This window comes from Winslowiella iniecta (assembly GCF_001267535.1).
Lineage (GTDB): Bacteria > Pseudomonadota > Gammaproteobacteria > Enterobacterales > Enterobacteriaceae > Erwinia > Erwinia iniecta.
Window position 1 is genome coordinate 21,294 of sequence record NZ_JRXE01000002.1, and the last position, 16,743, is coordinate 38,036.

At 53.6% G+C, this 16,743-nt stretch carries 17 protein-coding genes; 11 read left to right on the plus strand and 6 right to left on the minus strand.

Going from position 1 to position 16,743, the window contains the following annotated elements; genetic code table 11:
* The first annotated feature begins 5 nt into the window (after window positions 1–5).
* Window positions 6–788, plus strand: coding sequence for a phosphate ABC transporter ATP-binding protein PstB (gene pstB / locus NG42_RS01260; protein WP_052896968.1), 783 nt, complete (start codon window positions 6–8; stop codon window positions 786–788).
* A 48-nt stretch (window positions 789–836) separates the two neighbouring features.
* On the opposite strand, the gene purN is transcribed toward pstB, so the two are convergent.
* Together purN and purM are read right to left on the minus strand one after the other, a co-directional pair.
* Entirely contained in the window at window positions 837–1,475 is a 639-nt protein-coding gene (gene purN, locus NG42_RS01265; protein ID WP_052896970.1) for a phosphoribosylglycinamide formyltransferase, read from the minus strand.
* Complete coding sequence (gene purM / locus NG42_RS01270) at window positions 1,472–2,512, minus strand: phosphoribosylformylglycinamidine cyclo-ligase (protein ID WP_052896972.1); 1,041 nt, start codon at window positions 2,510–2,512, stop codon at window positions 1,472–1,474. Before purM ends, purN begins: the two co-directional genes overlap by 4 nt.
* A gap of 230 nt (window positions 2,513–2,742) precedes the next feature.
* On the opposite strand from purM, the gene upp reads away from it, so the two are divergent.
* From upp to hda, 3 genes are all read left to right on the plus strand, one after another.
* The gene (gene upp, locus NG42_RS01275; RefSeq protein ID WP_052896974.1) at window positions 2,743–3,369 is read left to right on the plus strand and encodes a uracil phosphoribosyltransferase; all 627 of its coding nucleotides are present in this window, start codon (window positions 2,743–2,745) and stop codon (window positions 3,367–3,369) included.
* Window positions 3,370–3,439: 70 nt separating this feature from the next.
* Window positions 3,440–4,723: a uracil permease gene (gene uraA, locus NG42_RS01280; protein ID WP_052896976.1), complete on the plus strand. Its 1,284-nt coding sequence runs from the start codon at window positions 3,440–3,442 to the stop codon at window positions 4,721–4,723.
* 95 nt (window positions 4,724–4,818) lie between these two features.
* Window positions 4,819–5,520, plus strand: a complete 702-nt coding sequence (gene hda, locus NG42_RS01285) for a DnaA inactivator Hda (RefSeq protein ID WP_241488285.1) — start codon at window positions 4,819–4,821, stop codon at window positions 5,518–5,520.
* A 38-nt stretch (window positions 5,521–5,558) separates the two neighbouring features.
* Here hda and arsC read toward each other — a convergent pair whose 3' ends face one another.
* Together arsC and bepA are read right to left on the minus strand one after the other, a co-directional pair.
* The gene (gene arsC / locus NG42_RS01290) at window positions 5,559–5,906 is read right to left on the minus strand and encodes an arsenate reductase (glutaredoxin) (protein WP_052896980.1); all 348 of its coding nucleotides are present in this window, start codon (window positions 5,904–5,906) and stop codon (window positions 5,559–5,561) included.
* 10 nt (window positions 5,907–5,916) lie between these two features.
* On the minus strand, window positions 5,917–7,383 hold the full coding sequence (gene bepA / locus NG42_RS01295) for a beta-barrel assembly-enhancing protease (protein ID WP_052896982.1): 1,467 nt from the start codon (window positions 7,381–7,383) through the stop codon (window positions 5,917–5,919).
* 289 nt (window positions 7,384–7,672) lie between these two features.
* On the opposite strand from bepA, the gene NG42_RS01300 reads away from it, so the two are divergent.
* Both NG42_RS01300 and NG42_RS01305 read left to right on the plus strand, forming a co-directional pair.
* Window positions 7,673–9,244, plus strand: a complete 1,572-nt coding sequence (locus NG42_RS01300) for a sensor domain-containing diguanylate cyclase (RefSeq protein ID WP_052896984.1) — start codon at window positions 7,673–7,675, stop codon at window positions 9,242–9,244.
* Window positions 9,245–9,381: 137 nt separating this feature from the next.
* Complete coding sequence (locus NG42_RS01305) at window positions 9,382–10,449, plus strand: AI-2E family transporter (RefSeq protein ID WP_052896986.1); 1,068 nt, start codon at window positions 9,382–9,384, stop codon at window positions 10,447–10,449.
* 49 nt (window positions 10,450–10,498) lie between these two features.
* Here the strand turns inward: NG42_RS01305 and bcp are convergent, their stop codons facing one another.
* Together bcp and NG42_RS01315 are read right to left on the minus strand one after the other, a co-directional pair.
* Window positions 10,499–10,966 carry a thioredoxin-dependent thiol peroxidase gene (bcp, locus tag NG42_RS01310; RefSeq protein WP_052896988.1) on the minus strand — a complete coding sequence of 156 codons (468 nt, stop codon included), beginning with the start codon at window positions 10,964–10,966 and terminating at the stop codon, window positions 10,499–10,501.
* Window positions 10,944–11,537, minus strand: coding sequence for a glycine cleavage system transcriptional repressor (locus tag NG42_RS01315; RefSeq protein ID WP_052896990.1), 594 nt, complete (start codon window positions 11,535–11,537; stop codon window positions 10,944–10,946). Before NG42_RS01315 ends, bcp begins: the two co-directional genes overlap by 23 nt.
* Window positions 11,538–11,695: 158 nt before the next feature.
* On the opposite strand from NG42_RS01315, the gene dapA reads away from it, so the two are divergent.
* The 5 genes from dapA to NG42_RS23205 form a co-directional block, all read left to right on the plus strand.
* Entirely contained in the window at window positions 11,696–12,574 is an 879-nt protein-coding gene (dapA, locus tag NG42_RS01320; RefSeq protein ID WP_052896992.1) for a 4-hydroxy-tetrahydrodipicolinate synthase, read from the plus strand.
* A 14-nt stretch (window positions 12,575–12,588) separates the two neighbouring features.
* A complete protein-coding gene (bamC, locus tag NG42_RS01325) occupies window positions 12,589–13,623 on the plus strand; it encodes an outer membrane protein assembly factor BamC (protein WP_052896994.1) in 1,035 nt (344 codons plus the stop codon).
* A gap of 125 nt (window positions 13,624–13,748) precedes the next feature.
* Window positions 13,749–14,462, plus strand: coding sequence for a phosphoribosylaminoimidazolesuccinocarboxamide synthase (gene purC, locus NG42_RS01330; protein WP_052896996.1), 714 nt, complete (start codon window positions 13,749–13,751; stop codon window positions 14,460–14,462).
* Between the two features lie 139 nt (window positions 14,463–14,601).
* A complete protein-coding gene (gene ypfJ / locus NG42_RS01335; protein WP_052896998.1) occupies window positions 14,602–15,456 on the plus strand; it encodes a KPN_02809 family neutral zinc metallopeptidase in 855 nt (284 codons plus the stop codon).
* A gap of 32 nt (window positions 15,457–15,488) precedes the next feature.
* Window positions 15,489–16,743, plus strand: a 1,255-nt coding sequence (locus tag NG42_RS23205; protein WP_241488278.1) for a tRNA(Met) cytidine acetyltransferase TmcA domain-containing protein, incomplete at its 3' end; no start/stop codon positions are given.

The following is a 16,743-nucleotide window of genomic DNA, read 5'->3' on the forward strand; positions in this document are numbered from 1 at the left end:
CTGTAATGCATTCAACCGAGGCTTTCGCCGGAACAGAAACGGCGCTGGAACTGAATCAGCTGTCGTTATGGTATGACGATAAACAGGCGCTGAAAGATATCTCGCTGCGGATACCTAAAAACCGCATCACTGCGCTGATAGGCCCTTCCGGCTGTGGTAAGTCGACGCTACTGCGCTGCTTTAACCGCATGAATGACCTGATTGATGGTTGTCGGATGGAAGGCGATATCCTGCTGGAACAGCAGTCGATTCTGCATCATGCTGGCGATCTTTCCGCGCTGCGTCGCCGCGTGGGCATGGTGTTTCAGCGGCCCAATCCTTTTCCTAAGTCGATTTATGAAAATGTGGTGTACGGGCTGCGCTTGCAGGGTGTGCGCGATCGACGGGTGCTGGACGAGGCGGTCGAGCGTGCGCTGCGTGCCGCGGCACTGTGGAGCGAGGTAAAAGACAGTTTGCGGCAGAATGCGCTGACGCTTTCCAGCGGGCAGCAGCAGCGGCTGGTGATTGCGCGCGCGGTGGCGATTGAGCCGGAAGTACTGCTGCTCGACGAGCCAACATCGGCGCTCGACCCGATCTCGACGCTGGTGATTGAAGAGCTAATGACCACGCTAAAGCAGCATTTCACCCTGATTCTGGTGACGCATAATATGCAGCAGGCAGCACGCGTGTCGGATTATACCGCGTTTATGCATAACGGCAGCGTGGTGGAGTTTGCGCAGACCGACGATCTGTTCACCGCGCCAAAGGCACGTCGTACTGAGGATTATATTACGGGCAGGTATGGTTAAAGCGGGATACTGATGGCAACAGGCCAGTTTTTGCTGGCCTGTTACTGTTTAATCTACAGCATAACCTTCGGCAGGCAGTTTTTGCCCATCCATCCAGGCGGCATTATCCTGCATGGTCAGACGGCCATCGATAAACCAGCTGACTACCAGCGGATAGATCGCATGTTCCTGCTGCTGCACGCGGGCATTCAAGGCGTCTTCCGTATCGCCTGCAAAAATCGGTACAGTAGCCTGTAAGATCACCGGGCCACCATCCAGTTCATCGGTAACAAAATGCACCGACGTGCCATGTTCGTTATCACCGTTTTCAATCGCTTTACGGTGAGTGTGCAGGCCGGGATATTTTGGCAGCAATGAAGGGTGAATATTCAGCAGGCGTTGATGATAATGCGCGACAAATGCCGGACTGAGAATACGCATATAGCCCGCCAGCACCACTAAATCCGCACCATAGGCATCGATTTCCAGCATCAGCTGACGATCGAACGCTTCGCGATCGGAGAACTGTGCGGCTTCAATCGCATGGGCGGGAATACCGGCCATGCGTGCGCGTTCGAGTCCCCAGGCGTCGGCTTTATTACTGAAAACGGCAGCAACGCTGCCGTTGATTTGTCCTTGCTGGCAGGCGTCTAAAATTGCCTGGAGATTACTTCCATTACCGGAAACCAGCACGACTATCTTTTTCATGGATTAATAACCACACGTTCTTCCGCGTCGGAAGCGTTAATGACGCCGATTTTCCACGCCTGCTCGCCAGCGTCGGTCATTAACTGCACCGCTTTATCGGCATCCGCCGGGCTGAGCGCAATAACCATACCCACGCCACAGTTGAAGGTGCGATACATCTCATGACGACTGACGTTACCCGCCTGCTGCATCCAGCTGAAGATCGCCGGCCACTGCCAGCTCGACTCTTCCAGCACGGCCTGGGTGTTATCTGGCAGTACGCGCGGGATGTTTTCCCAGAAGCCGCCGCCAGTCAGGTGAGCAATGGCGTGTACATCAACCTGTTCGATCAGGCTGAGAATGTTTTTCACGTAAATACGGGTCGGAGCCAGCAGGTGATCGGCAATGGATTTGCCTGCCAGCTGGGTGGTTTCCGGCTCGGTCTGGCTCACTTCAAGGATCTTACGCACCAGCGAGTAACCGTTAGAGTGCGGGCCACTTGAACCGAGCGCAATCAGTACGTCGCCGTCCTGCACTTTGCTGCCGTCGATGATTTCTGATTTTTCCACCACGCCGACGCAAAAACCGGCCACGTCGTAATCTTCACCGTGGTACATGCCCGGCATTTCTGCGGTTTCGCCGCCGACCAGAGCACAGCCAGACTGCTGACAGCCTTCGGCAATACCGGTAATCACGCTGGCTGCGGTATCCACATCCAGTTTGCCGGTCGCATAATAGTCGAGGAAGAATAGTGGCTCTGCGCCCTGAACCACCAGGTCGTTAACGCACATGGCGACCAGATCGATACCGATACTGTCGTGGCGTTTCAGATCCATTGCCAGACGCAGCTTGGTGCCGACGCCGTCAGTGCCGGAAACCAGAATCGGTTCGCGGTATTTTTGCGGCAGCGCACAAAGGGCACCGAAACCGCCCAGTCCACCCATCACTTCCGGGCGACGAGTCTTTTTCACTACGCCTTTAATACGATCGACTAAAGCATTACCAGCATCGATATCTACGCCGGCGTCTTTATAGCTGAGAGAGGTCTTGTCGGTCACTGCGAAATCCCCACGCGGTTGCGGTTGGTGGTTTGAAATTAAAGCGCGGCAATTCTATCAGCGCAGGCAAACGTTTGCGAGTGTCATCTTAGCTGACATTGCGTATCGCCTAATTTTAGACAATCCTTAGCTAATTGATCTTAATTGCCTCAAGTCATATGGCGCACCGAAAAAAAGGCGGTATAATCCCGCGATTTTTTTTTGCCGCTAACCACTCCGGGAGAACAACAATGAAGATCGTGGAAGTCAAACACCCGCTCGTCAAACATAAACTGGGCCTGATGCGTGAGCAGGATATCAGCACCAAGCGTTTTCGTGAGCTCGCCTCAGAAGTGGGAAGTTTGCTGACCTATGAAGCCACCTCGGATCTGGAAACTGAAAAGGTCACCATCGAAGGCTGGAATGGTCCGGTTGAGATCGACCAGATTAAAGGTAAAAAAATTACCGTTGTCCCGATTCTGCGTGCCGGTCTGGGCATGATGGAAGGGGTACTGGAGCATGTACCCAGCGCGCGTATCAGTGTGGTCGGCGTCTATCGTGATGAAGAAACGCTGGAGCCGGTACCGTATTTCCAGAAGCTGGTGTCAAATATTGAAGAGCGTCTGGCGTTGGTCGTAGACCCAATGCTGGCGACTGGCGGCTCAATGATTGCCACCATCGATCTGCTGAAAAAAGCCGGTTGTAACAGCATTAAAGTTCTGGTGCTGGTTGCCGCGCCGGAAGGTCTGGCGGCGCTGGAGAAAGCGCATCCGGATATCGAAGTTTATACCGCATCGGTCGATCACGGACTGAACGAGAAAGGCTACATTATTCCTGGCCTCGGCGATGCCGGCGATAAGATTTTCGGAACCAAATAATTTCTAAAAAAATGAAGCCGACCGCAGAGTCGGCTTTTTTATGGCAAAAATAACATCTCAAGGGGATACCATGACTCGTCGTGCCATCGGCGTTAGTGAGCGGCCACCGCTGCTCCAGACCATTCCACTCAGTTTCCAGCATCTGTTTGCCATGTTTGGCGCGACGGTGCTGGTGCCGATTCTGTTTCATATCAACCCGGCAACGGTGCTGCTGTTTAACGGTGTCGGTACGCTGCTGTATCTGTTTATCTGTAAAGGTAAAATCCCCGCCTATCTCGGTTCCAGCTTTGCGTTTATTTCCCCGGTACTTTTGCTGTTACCGCTGGGTTATGAAGTCGCGCTGGGCGGCTTTATTATGTGTGGCGTGCTGTTCTGTCTGGTGGCGCTGATTGTGAAAAAAGCCGGTACCGGCTGGCTGGATGTGATGTTTCCGCCTGCGGCGATGGGGGCCATCGTGGCGGTAATCGGACTGGAACTGGCGGGCGTGGCGGCCAATATGGCCGGTCTGCTGCCTGCTGATGGCACTTCTGCCGACAGCAAAACCGTGCTTATCTCACTGGTTACGCTGGCGGTGACGATATTTGGCTCGGTACTGTTTCGCGGTTTTATGGCGATAATCCCGATTCTGATTGGTGTACTCGTCGGTTATGCCTTGTCATTTGTGCTGGGCATTGTTGACTGGACGGCGGTACGCGAAGCGCCATGGTTCGCATTGCCAACTTTCTACACGCCGCGCTTTGAGTGGTTTGCCATCTTTACCATTCTGCCTGCGGCGCTGGTGGTCATTGCGGAACATGTCGGCCACCTGGTGGTAACCGCCAATATCGTTAAAAAAGATCTGATGAAAGATCCGGGCCTGCATCGTTCGATGTTTGCGAACGGCATCTCGACGGTATTCTCCGGCTTCTTTGGTTCGACGCCGAATACCACTTACGGCGAGAATATTGGTGTGATGGCGATTACCCGTGTTTACAGTACCTGGGTAATTGGCGGTGCGGCAATTCTGGCGATTCTGCTCTCCTGCGTCGGTAAGCTGGCGGCGGCGATTCAGGTGATCCCGGTACCGGTAATGGGCGGCGTGTCGCTGCTGCTGTACGGGGTGATCGGGGCTTCAGGGATTCGCGTGCTGATCGAATCGAAAGTCGATTACAGCAAAGCGCAAAACCTGATCCTGACCTCGGTGATCCTTATTATTGGCGTCAGCGGCGCGAAAGTGCATATCGGTGCGGCCGAACTTAAAGGAATGGCGCTGGCGACGATTGTTGGCGTCGGATTAAGCCTGATCTTTAAAGCGATCAGTCTGTTGCGTCCGGAAGAAGTGGTGCTGGATGCGGAAGATAATACGCCGCATTGATCGACTAATGGGCAGCTCAGGCTGCCCATTTCATTTAAAGACAAAAGTTGTGATAAACTTTTGCCGTTTTCTGCCCGTTCACACTTGAGGTGCTTCTGAACACGCCGGCACAGCTTTCATTGCCACTCTATTTGCCCGACGACGAAACCTTTGCCAGCTTCTGGCCAGGGGAGAATCCGTCGCTACTGGCTGCGCTAAAAGGCGCGCTGCATCAGGAACATGGCAGCTATCTCTATTTCTGGTCACGTGAAGGCGGTGGGCGCAGTCACTTACTGCATGCCGCTTGTGCTGAGCTTTCAGCGCTCGGTGAAGCAGTCGGTTATGTTCCGCTGGATAAACGGACCTGGTTTGTGCCCGAAGTGCTGGATGGCATGGAGCAACTGGCGCTGATTTGCATTGATAATATCGAATGCATTGCCGGTGACGAACCGTGGGAAATGGCAATCTTTGATCTTTATAACCGGATCCTTGAAACCGGTAAAACCCGGCTGCTCATCACCGGCGATCGTCCTCCGCGCCAGCTTAACCTTAAACTGGCCGATCTTGCCTCACGTCTCGACTGGGGACAGATCTATAAACTGCAACCGCTCTCCGATGAGGACAAATTGCAGGCGCTGAAGCTGCGCGCCGATTTGCGCGGTTTTGAACTACCGGAAGATGTGGGTCGCTTTTTGCTGAAGCGGCTGGACCGTGAAATGCGCACGCTGTTTGATACGCTGGACAAACTCGATCGCGCTTCCATCAGTGCCCAGCGCAAACTGACCATTCCCTTCGTGAAAGAGACGCTCGATCTGTAAGGCCGGAGGCGCATCTGCCTCCGACAGTGACGAAAAGCTTAGATAATTTCCAGCACCTGCTCAGGCGGACGGCCAATACGTGCCCGATCGTTAGCCACCACAATCGGGCGCTCGATCAGCTTTGGATGATCGATCATTGCCTGCAACAGTTGTGCTTCACTCAGTGAAGCATCCGCCAGATCCAGCTGTTTATACAGTTCCTCTTTATTACGCAGCAACTGACGAGCGCTGCTAAAGCCTAACTGTTGCAGTAAGGTTTTCAGCGTTGCGGTATCCGGCGGCGTGTCGAGATAGAGCACTACTTCAGGTGTCACACCGTGCTCCTGCAACAGATTCAGGGTTTCCCGGCTCTTGGAGCAGCGAGGATTATGATAAATAGTGACCATCGGTTTTCCTTTACGATTTTGAATACTGGCGGAAGCGTTGCTGTAACTGACGCAGTTGATCGATACGCGCGTCATAACGTGCCTGCTTCAGACTTCCCAGTGGAACTTGTGAACTGGCACCGCTCAGCGTGGTAATCGCCTGATCGAGGCGTCCCGCCAGTGCCAGCCCTTCGGCGCGCGCCGACAGCTCTTCATCACGCAGACCCTGCGCGGCCGACGCCTGTGCCAGCAGATCCCAGCCGTTAGGATCGTTAGGATGCGCCCAGGTGTAGCGGTTCAGAATCCGGCTGGCGGCGGCGGGCTGGTTACCTTCGACAAAGGCATTTGCCAGGTTGAGCTGCAATACCGGATTACTGGCGGAGGCACTGACGGCGGTCAGGCGTTTAATTGCCTGTGGAGCCTGATTCAGCCCTAAATCAATATCGGTCATGATATCAAGATACCAGACATTGTTGGGCTGTTTCACCAGTAGCGGTTCAATAATGCGTTTGGCATTGGCGAAGCTTTTTGCCTGCAAAAACTGAATCGCTTTGCCATACTGCGCCGCCTGCTGCTCACGGGTATTGCCTTTTGCCCAGCTGTCGAGCAGGTCGTTATCCAGCTGATTTCGCCCGCCTGAGTACATGCCGAGGGCGCGCACTTTAGCCATATAATAATCCTGCGAGGATTGCACCACGACCTGACGCATCTGGTTTGCACGGTTGCGGGCATCCGCCAGACGGCTGTCGGGCAACGGGTGGGTCAGCAGAATTTCCGGTGGTTTAGAGGCATAGCGTGACTGATCGGCCAGCTTTTGCAGAAACTCGGGCATCGCTTGCGGATCGAAGCCCGAGCGTTGTAATACCTGAATGCCAATACGATCGGCTTCCTGCTCATTATTTTGCGTAAAACTGATCACGCCCTGGCGGGTGCCCGCCAGCGTACCGGTCAGCGCCGCCATTCCTGCCTGCGGGTTGGCCATTGCCAGTAAAATTGAGCCAAGCGCGCCGACCCAGGTGAGCGGTGCATTGCGCTGTTGCTCTTCCATCGCGCGCGCCAGATGGCGTTGAGTGACATGGGATATTTCATGCGCCATTACCGACGCCAGCTGGCTCTCATTCTCCGCATAGCGGAACAGCGCCGAGTGCAGCACCACGTTACCGCCGAAAAAGGCAAAGGCGTTAATTTCGTCGTTACGGATTAAATAGAAGTTGAAAGGGGTACGCACAGAGTTAGCGTGTGACACCAGCCGCTGTCCCAACTGGTTAATGTAGTCATTCAGCAGCGGATCGTTAATCAGTGGCGCACTGGCGCGCAGCTGGCGGACATAAAAATCCCCCATTTGCAGTTCCTGATTAATCGACAGCGTTCCGCCCGCTGTCGTGCCAATATCGGGCAGCGAATCGACCATATCATCGGCCCGGGAAGGGAGCACACCGCCTGCCAGCAGTGACACTATCAAAGAGGCGACCAGACTTTTCTTCAACCGGTTGAACATACATCAGTCCCATAACTAAGAAGTCGTGTTTTGCCAGGCCGCAGGTTGAAACGTTATTCGGTTGCTGCGCTGACGTTTCTCACTCAGGCCATCAGTTTAGCGACAGCGGTGGTGGAAAGGAATCCCGCGATTAGCGGCCAGTGGGCGCTAAAGCCATTTGCAGTGCATGCTACCGCAGGCATACAATCGTGCGGTGCTTTACCAGGGCATATATCGCACGGAGTTTTTTGCGCAAAATAAATCTATACTAAGGCGCTACCATCATGTTTAGCAAAATTGAGGTAAGTCTATGTTGAGGCTGTTACGGCCAAAAACCGACTTACGCACCCTGATTACCCTGCTCGCTGTTGCCAGCATTGTGATTACGCTGGCTAATTCTCTCTATGCCACATGGCGCGTGCAGCGCGATCTGTTGATAAATAATACCCTCGAATCGAACCGGGTTTACGCCACCAAACTGGCGGCCACCACCGAAATTTTCTTCCAGTTGGCGCAATCGCAACTCGCTTACAGCGCAAAAATGCTCAGTGACGGCTTTGATAACGATAGCGTGTTACAGGGAGAGGTCGACCGTTTGCGGGAACAAACTGCCAGTTTTAACTCGGTAGTGATTGTTGATGTGCAGGGCCGGGTTCGCTCTATTTCACCGGAGTCACTGATGCTGGAAGGAATGCGTCTGACTTCTGCCACGTCGCATCAGGCGCTGAAAGAGCGTAAGCCGCTGATCAGTCAGCCAGCAATTTCCGCGGCGAATAATCTGATGGTGTTTGTCTCCTCGCCTGTCTGGGCGAAAGATGGCAACTATCTGGGCTTTATTGGCGGCACACTCTATCTGAAGAAGAAAAGCATTCTTAATGCTCTGCTAGGCGAGCAATTTTATCGCGATGGTTCTTCACTGTATGTGGTTGATAAACAGAATCAGGTGCTTTATCACCAGAATGCACAGTTAATTGGCAAGAAAATTGCGCCGCTTATTAGTAATGAGGATAAGCAGCTGCACAGCAGCGGTTATCAGCAAATCAGCCGTGAGGGCCGCGAGCCAATGCTGGCGGGTTATGCTGTCGTTCCTGCTTCTGACTGGATGGTTGTTGCGCTTAAGCCGACGCAAGCCACTCTGAATCCATTAACCAGCCTGTTATTCCAGGTATTAAAGCACTCGGTGCCGTTTGCGTTACTGACACTGATTGCCGCCTGGATTCTGGCGCGGCTGATTGCACTGCCGCTGTGGCAACTGGCGCGTAAAGCCAGCCAGATGGACAAGCAAGGGGTGTCAAAAGAGATCAGCAACATCCGTTCCTGGTACTTTGAAGCGGGGCAGATTAAACGGGCGCTGCTGGCGGGAATCGGTCTGTTACAGGATAAAATTGGTCGGCTGAAATTTGAAGTACAAACCGATCCGTTGACGCAATTGCTCAACCGTCGCGGCCTGAGTGCCGTGCTGGAATATTTCCTCACCACCCGGCAGCCTTTTGCCATCCTCGCGCTGGATATTGACCATTTCAAACGGGTGAATGATACCTTTGGTCATGATGTCGGTGACGCGGTGATTATCCGCGTGGCGCGTGAGCTGGAGCAGAGCTCCCGTCAGAGCGATGTCGTGTGTCGCAATGGCGGCGAAGAGTTTCTGATGATTTTGCCGGGTGCCGATCAAGATATGGCGCTGATGATTGCCGAACGCGTGCGCCAGCGTATTCATAAGCTGGAGATTGAGCAGCTGGGCATCCTCTCGGTTTCGATTGGTGTTTCATTATGGCGGCCCGATCACCAGAGTATGGAAGAGGTGTTTAAAGCCGCGGATGATGCTTTGTATCAGGCCAAAAAAGCCGGTCGCAACTGTGTGATGCGTGCCGCTGAACAGTAACGCCAGGCAACTGAACGGGCTGGCGGGTAAGGTCCACTCTGAGAAAAGGGGGCTAACCTGCTTGCTGCCTTTCTGTTCACGGCACCTTTCAGGTACAATCCCGCCTGGTCCAAAATGAACTCAAGGAAGTTAATGTCATGCTGGCATTGTTAATACAGTGGTATCGCCGTCGTTTCAGCGACCCACAAGCCATTGCGTTGTTGATCATTTTGGTTGCCGCATTCTGTATTCTGTTCTTTTTTAACGGCTTGCTGGCGCCACTGCTGGTGGCTCTGGTGTTGGCGTATCTGTTGGAGTGGCCAACCATACGGCTTGAACGTATGGGATGTTCGCGAACCTGGGCAACCAGTATCGTGCTGACGATTTTTGCCGGTATATTGCTGCTGATGGTACTGGTAGTGGCACCGGTGGCGTGGCAGCAGGGTATCAACCTGACACGCGATATGCCGAATATGCTCAATAAGCTGTATAACTTCGCTGCCGGCTTACCGAAGCGTTTTCCGGCGCTGGTCGATGCGGGCATTATCGATATTATTGCCGAGAATTTACGCAGCCGCTTAACCGGTCTTGGTGAGTCGCTGGTGAAGTACTCGCTGGCATCGCTGGTCGGATTAATGACGCTGGCGATTTACCTGGTGCTGGTGCCGCTGATGGTGTTCTTCCTGCTGAAGGATAAAGAGCAGATGCTTAACGCCGTGCGCCGCGTGCTGCCGCGTAATCGCGGACTGGCAGGGCAAGTGTGGAGCGAGATGAATCAGCAGATCACCAATTATATTCGCGGCAAAGTGCTGGAGATGGTGGTGGTCGGCATTGCCACCTGGATCGGTTTTCTGGCGATTGGGCTTAACTATTCGCTGCTGCTGGCGGTGCTGGTTGGCTTCTCAGTGCTGATTCCCTATATCGGCGCGATGGTGGTCACTATCCCGGTGATTTGCGTAGGCCTGTTTCAATGGGGGCTGGGCAGCGATTTCTGGACCATGATTATCGTCTATCTGATTATTCAGGCGCTGGACGGTAACTTACTGGTGCCGGTGCTGTTTTCCGAAGCGGTGAACCTGCATCCGCTGGTGATTATTCTTTCGGTGGTGATCTTCGGCGGGCTGTGGGGGTTCTGGGGCGTATTCTTTGCCATTCCGCTGGCAACGCTGGTCAAGGCGGTGGTACATGCCTGGCCCGATGGTATGCTGGTGGAAGAGGAACCGTAATAATTGTAAGGGCGGCGAGAACGCCGCCCTTACAATAAAACCGCTCTTATCAGGCTGATTTCAAATAATTCATCACGATATCGTGGTGGTTAGTGGTTTTGAAATCATCGAACACTTTCTCAACTTTACCATTTCCGTCCAGCAGGAAGCTGATACGATGAATGCCGTCGTAGGTTTTACCCATAAAGGTTTTCTCACCCCAGACACCAAACTGTTCGCTAACCTGATGATCTTCATCAGAAAGCAGCGTAAAGTTAAGTAACTCTTTTTCGGCAAAACGGGACAATTTCTCTGCTTTGTCGGTACTGATTCCCAGCACTTCGACGCCCGCCTTTTTCAACTCATCCATGTTATCGCGCAAGCCACAAGCCTGAACCGTACAACCCGGCGTCATCGCTTTAGGATAGAAATAGACCAACACGCGCTGTCCCTGGAAGTCGGCCAAATTTACTTGTTCGCCGTCTTGATCGGGCAAGCTAAATTTCGGTGCGATATCACCGGCTTTCAGTGGATTCATCACTACTCTCCATTTTCTCTTCATGCTGTGGGTAATTCACGGCACTAATATTGCCCTGAGCCTGCAGTTCTGTACATAGTTGGTTAAACGCTTGTTCAATAAATGAAGCATCCTGGCTGGCAGGACTGTGCGCAGTAATCTGAATATAGAGTAACGGCGGCTGGTTTTCTTCTGCTGGCTGGGTGCGTGACACCAGTTCAGCGATATTCATCTGATGAGAAAAGAACAGATCGGTGAAGCGCTCGATGATATGCGGTGAGTCGGTGACTTCAACCTGCACCCGCACTGTTGACGGCATCGCCGGGCGAGTGCTGGCGTTAGTGCGTTTCATCACCAGCAGCAGCTCCAGCTCGGCCCCCTTCAGCGGCAGCGTTGATTCAATCAGCGTAATCGCATTCCAGCTGCCAGAGAGAAACATGATAAAGGTGAACTCATCGCCGAGCATCGCAAGCCGACTGTCTTCAATATTGCAGCCACAGCTGCTGACATGTCGGGTAATGGTATTGACAATTCCTGGGCGATCAACGCCCAGAGCGGTAATGACCAAATGATGTTGCTGTGACTGCGGCAAAATGATACGTCCTGTCCGTCATGGTGATTAGCAATAGTGATAACCTTAAGGTAAACATAAAAAATACCCCCTGCCAAGCGCCTCTGCCCTGTTGTCTGCTTGCTTTTCAATGCCCGTCAAACGTACCATGAAGGACTTGTTTGTGGAGGGGATGGCCAATGTTCACGGGAAGTATTGTTGCGCTCGTTACACCGATGGATGACAAAGGTAATGTCTGCCGGGCGAGTCTGAAGAAACTGATTGATTATCATGTCGCTAGCGGAACTGCGGCGATTGTATCTGTGGGGACCACTGGCGAATCTGCTACCCTCAGCCATGAAGAACATGGTGATGTGGTTATGCAAACGCTGGAGCTGGCTGATGGCCGTATTCCAGTGATTGCCGGAACCGGTGCAAATGCCACTGCAGAAGGCATCTCTCTTACCAAACGCTTCGAGAATTCAGGTGTTGTCGGTTGTCTGACCGTCACCCCGTATTACAACCGTCCGACTCAGGAAGGGTTGTATCAGCACTTTAAAGCCATTGCGGAAAGCACTTCTCTGCCGCAGATGCTGTATAACGTTCCTTCACGTACCGGCTGCGATATGCTGCCAGAAACGGTTGGTCGTCTGTCCAAAATTAAAAATATTATCGGGATTAAGGAAGCGACCGGGAACTTATCGCGGGTCAGTCAGATCCAAGAGCTGGTTGATGAAGACTTTGTGCTGGTGAGCGGCGATGACGCTTCGGCACTGGACTTCATGCAACTGGGCGGTCAGGGCGTGATCTCGGTAACGGCAAACATCGCCGCCCGTGAAATGGTTGAACTCTGTGCGCTTGCGCAGCAGGGCAATTTTGTTGAAGCGCGCCGCCTTAACCAGCGCCTGATGCATCTGCATCAGAAGTTATTTGTTGAACCGAATCCTATCCCGGTGAAATGGGCCGCGAAGAAGTTAGGATTAATAGCAACCGATACGCTGCGTCTTCCAATGACGCCAATAACCGACGCCGGGCGTCCGGTTGTGGAGCAGGCGCTCAAGCATGCGGGTCTGCTGTAAATTAGGGAGATTTGATGGCTTACTCAGTAAAGAAGTCCACGGTAGTTAAAGTTGTTGGACTGTCAACGGTGATGCTGCTTGCAGCTTGTTCCAGCGATCAGCGCTATAAGCGTCAGGTCAGTGGCGATGAGTCATATTTGCAGGCGACCGAACTGAAAGATTTAACCGCACCAGCAGGGAGCCTTCTGCCGCTGCAAAACGGCGATTATGATATCGCGCCGACCAACAGCAATGGCGCGATTGGCAAGCAGCTTGATATCCGTCCACCGGCCCAGCCTCTGGCGCTGATGAACGGTACCCGCACTCAGTTTACCGGCAACACCGGTATGCTGATGCTGGAGAGCGGCCGCAATGGCACCATCTGGCCGCAGGTAGTGAATGTGGTTCAGTCGTATAAGTTCCCGATTGCCGATCGTCAGGATGCCAGCCAACAGCTGACTACCGACTGGGTACAGTGGAATCGTGCGGATGAAGATAACCAGTACCGTGGCCGCTATCAGATTAGCGTGCAACAGCAGGGTTATCAGCAAGCGCTGACGGTGCGACTGCTGCAATTGCAGCAGCAGGACAAAGACGTCACTTCACCGGTACAGATCCAGCGCTATACCGCGCAGATGCTTAACGACATCAGCACCGGCTTAGATAAGATTGAATCCGCACAGCAGGATGCCGCAGCAAACCGCAGCGTCACCCAGATTGATGTGCAGAGCGGCGCCGATGATACCGGCCTGCCAAATCTGATTCTGCGCGCACCATTCAATGCGGTCTGGCAGCGTCTGCCGGATGCACTGAAGCGTGTCGGCATGGAAGTGAAAGATAACAACCGTTCTCAGGGCAGTCTGTCAGTGACCTATAAGGCACCGGGCAGCAGTCGTTGGGACGAGCTGGGCGCGAAAGATCCTGAGTTGCCAAATGGCGATTACAAACTGCAAGTAGGTGATTTAGATAACCGCAGTAGCCTGCAGTTTATCGATCCGAAAGGGCATCCGCTTACGCAGTCTCAGAATGACGCGCTGGTCGCCGTATTCCAGGCGGCATTCAGCAAATAAACCATCAGGGCCGGATCATTCCGGCCTTTTTTCATGGTGAAAACAATTTAGTCGACGCAGGGGCAGACTCTTTCCGCCCGTGCAGATGTATAGCAACACTTCTATCACGTTTGGAGTTAATCAAGATGCAAAAGCAAGCTGAGTTGTATCGCGGCAAAGCGAAAACCGTTTACAGCACCGAAAACCCGGACCTGCTGATACTCGAATTCCGCAACGATACGTCAGCAGGAGACGGTGCGCGTATTGAGCAGTTCGATCGCAAAGGTATGGTCAATAATAAGTTTAACCACTTTATTATGACCAAACTTGAGGAAGCGGGTATCCCGACGCAAATGGAAGCGCTGCTGTCTGATAACGAAGCACTGGTGAAAAAACTGGAAATGGTACCGGTTGAATGCGTAATTCGTAACCGTGCCGCCGGATCGCTGGTAAAACGCCTCGGCGTGGAAGAGGGCATCGAGCTTAATCCACCGCTGTTCGATCTGTTCCTGAAAGATGACGCCAAACACGATCCCATGGTGAACGAGTCTTACTGTGAAACCTTTGGCTGGGTGAACAAAGAGAATCTGGCGCGTATGCGTGAGCTGACGTATAAAGCGAACGACGTGCTGAACAAGTTGTTCTCCGATGCGGGTCTGATTTTGGTGGATTTCAAACTGGAATTTGGTCTGTTCAACGGTGAAGTGGTGCTGGGTGATGAGTTTTCTCCGGATGGCGCACGCCTGTGGGACAAAGAAACCATGGCCAAGATGGACAAAGACCGTTTCCGTCAGAGCCTCGGTGGTGTGGTTGAAGCCTACGAAGAAGTTGCACAGCGTCTGGGCGTAAAATTAGACTAACCGCGCAATCGTTTCCCTTTCTTCGCTTTTTACAGAGGCCGGTGACTACCGGCCTCTGTTTTTGCATCAGCTGTGGTTATTCAGCGGCGCCGCGACTAAAATCTGCTGTAATAAGCCAAAAAAATTACAGGGGTAAGTTATGCGTTGGCAAGGGCGTCGCGAAAGCGACAATGTGGAAGACCGTCGTAATCAGTCGCCGTCAATGGGGGGGGGCCGGATGCGCATCCCACGCGGCAAAGGCGGCATCGCTTTGCTGATTATTGTGATGGTAGCTGGCTATTACGGCTATGATCTGACGCCATTATTAACCGGTGGTGAGCCAGCGACTCAGCAATCCTCTCAGCAGCACGTCAGTCCAAAAGACGATGAAGCGGCAAAATTCACCTCAGTAATCTTTGCCACCACTGAAGATACCTGGCAAAAGCTGTTCCAGCAGATGGGCAAGAAGTGGCAATCACCGACGCTGGTTATGTATCGTAACCAGACATCAACCGCCTGCGGCACCGGGCAGTCGGCGATGGGGCCATTCTACTGTCCGGCTGACCAGAAGGTGTATATCGACCTCTCTTTCTATGACGAAATGAAAAACAAACTCGGCGCCGACGGTGATTTTGCTCAGGGCTATGTGGTTGCCCATGAGGTGGGTCACCATGTGCAGAAGCTGCTGGGTATTGAAGGGAGAGTACGTCAGATGCAGCAGAATGCCTCGCAGACTCAGGTGAATCAGCTGTCGGTAAAAATGGAGTTGCAGGCTGACTGCTTTGCCGGTGTCTGGGGACATTATATGCAGCAGGAACAGGTGCTGGAGCCGGGCGATCTGCAGGAAGCGCTGAATGCCGCTGAAGCGATTGGTGATGACCGCTTGCAGCAGCAAAGCCAGGGCCGGGTAGTGCCGGATAGCTTTACTCACGGCACTTCAGAGCAGCGTTACAGCTGGTTTAAGCGCGGCTTCGATAGCGGCGATCCGGGGCAGTGTAATACCTTCGGCAGCTGATTTTGAGGCAGCGAGTTGAACTGACTGCTGAAATGCAGCAGAAAGGTGTGCGTCGCTTGCTGGTGATCAGTGGCGAGACTGACTGGTGCCAGCAGCAGGCTGAGCAGTGGATGCAGTCATTAGCCGGTGACTGGCTGTGGGTTAGTGAGACGTCGCAGCCGGGACTCTGCTGCGCGCCAGGAAAATTACGTACGCTGCTGGGGCAGGAATTTCGCCATGCGGTGTTTGACGCGCGCGCAGGCTTTTATGCTGAAGCCTTTGCCGCGCTGGCGGGCACGTTAGTTGCCGGCAGCTGGTTAGTGTTACTGGTTCCCGAGTGGCAATCATGGCCTGATCAACCTGATAACGACTCGCTGCGCTGGAATGATGCCGCTGAAGCGATTGCCACGCCGCAGTTTGTGCATCATCTTCAGCAGCAGCTGTTAAGCGACCCGCGCGTTGCACTGCTACGTCAGCATAATGCCTTTACGCTGTCGCCATTACCGGCACTGCCAGACTGGCAGCCGGATGCTGAACGGCAACAACAGCATATCCTGCGATCATTGCTGGATGCGCCGCCTGGTGTGTCGGTGCTGACTGCGCCACGCGGGCGCGGCAAATCGGCGCTGGCGGGCATGCTGGCCCACCGCTGGCCGGGTAAATGCTGGGTCACCGCTCCGGCAAAAGTTTCTACCGCGGTGCTGGCGCACTTTGCCGGAGCAGCATTTCATTTTTTTTCCCCTGATGCACTGCTGGCCAGCTGTGAACAGCAGTTGCCCGCTGATGTTGACTGGCTGTTGATTGATGAAGCCGCGGCGATTCCGGCTCCGTTATTGCAGCGTTTGATTCGTTGTTTTCCGCGTGTATTACTGACCACGACCGTGCAGGGTTACGAAGGCACGGGGCGCGGTTTTTTACTGAAATTTTGCGCTTCGCTACCTGATGCCCGCTTCTGGACGCTGGATGCCCCGCTGCGCTGGGCGCAGCACGATCCGCTGGAAAACATTATTGATGCCTGTCTGCTGTTTGATGAAGCGACCGAATGCAAGGTGGCCGGTGAACCGGTTTTTCAGCCGCTTGAACCCGCTGACTGGCAAACGCAGCCACAGCTGCTTACGGCACTGTATCAACTGTTAGCCAGTGCTCACTACCGAACCTCTCCCCTTGACCTGCGCCGGATGATGGATGCGCAGGGGATGCATTTTCTGGCTGCTCACTACCAGCAGCAGATTTCCGGCGCGCTGTGGCTGGTGGATGAGGGGGGATTATCCGCCGAACTGGCGGCTGCCGTCTGGGCCGGAAAGCGTC

Coding starts and splice junctions, on each gene's coding strand:
- pstB (WP_052896968.1), top strand. CDS start 6: ATGCATTCAACCGAGGCTTTCGCCGGAACAGAAACGGCGCTGGAACTG.
- purN (WP_052896970.1), bottom strand. CDS start 1,475: ATGAAAAAGATAGTCGTGCTGGTTTCCGGTAATGGAAGTAATCTCCAG.
- upp (WP_052896974.1), top strand. CDS start 2,743: ATGAAGATCGTGGAAGTCAAACACCCGCTCGTCAAACATAAACTGGGC.
- uraA (WP_052896976.1), top strand. CDS start 3,440: ATGACTCGTCGTGCCATCGGCGTTAGTGAGCGGCCACCGCTGCTCCAG.
- arsC (WP_052896980.1), bottom strand. CDS start 5,906: ATGGTCACTATTTATCATAATCCTCGCTGCTCCAAGAGCCGGGAAACC.
- bepA (WP_052896982.1), bottom strand. CDS start 7,383: ATGTTCAACCGGTTGAAGAAAAGTCTGGTCGCCTCTTTGATAGTGTCA.
- NG42_RS01300 (WP_052896984.1), top strand. CDS start 7,673: ATGTTGAGGCTGTTACGGCCAAAAACCGACTTACGCACCCTGATTACC.
- NG42_RS01305 (WP_052896986.1), top strand. CDS start 9,382: ATGCTGGCATTGTTAATACAGTGGTATCGCCGTCGTTTCAGCGACCCA.
- bcp (WP_052896988.1), bottom strand. CDS start 10,966: ATGAATCCACTGAAAGCCGGTGATATCGCACCGAAATTTAGCTTGCCC.
- dapA (WP_052896992.1), top strand. CDS start 11,696: ATGTTCACGGGAAGTATTGTTGCGCTCGTTACACCGATGGATGACAAA.
- bamC (WP_052896994.1), top strand. CDS start 12,589: ATGGCTTACTCAGTAAAGAAGTCCACGGTAGTTAAAGTTGTTGGACTG.
- purC (WP_052896996.1), top strand. CDS start 13,749: ATGCAAAAGCAAGCTGAGTTGTATCGCGGCAAAGCGAAAACCGTTTAC.
- ypfJ (WP_052896998.1), top strand. CDS start 14,602: ATGCGTTGGCAAGGGCGTCGCGAAAGCGACAATGTGGAAGACCGTCGT.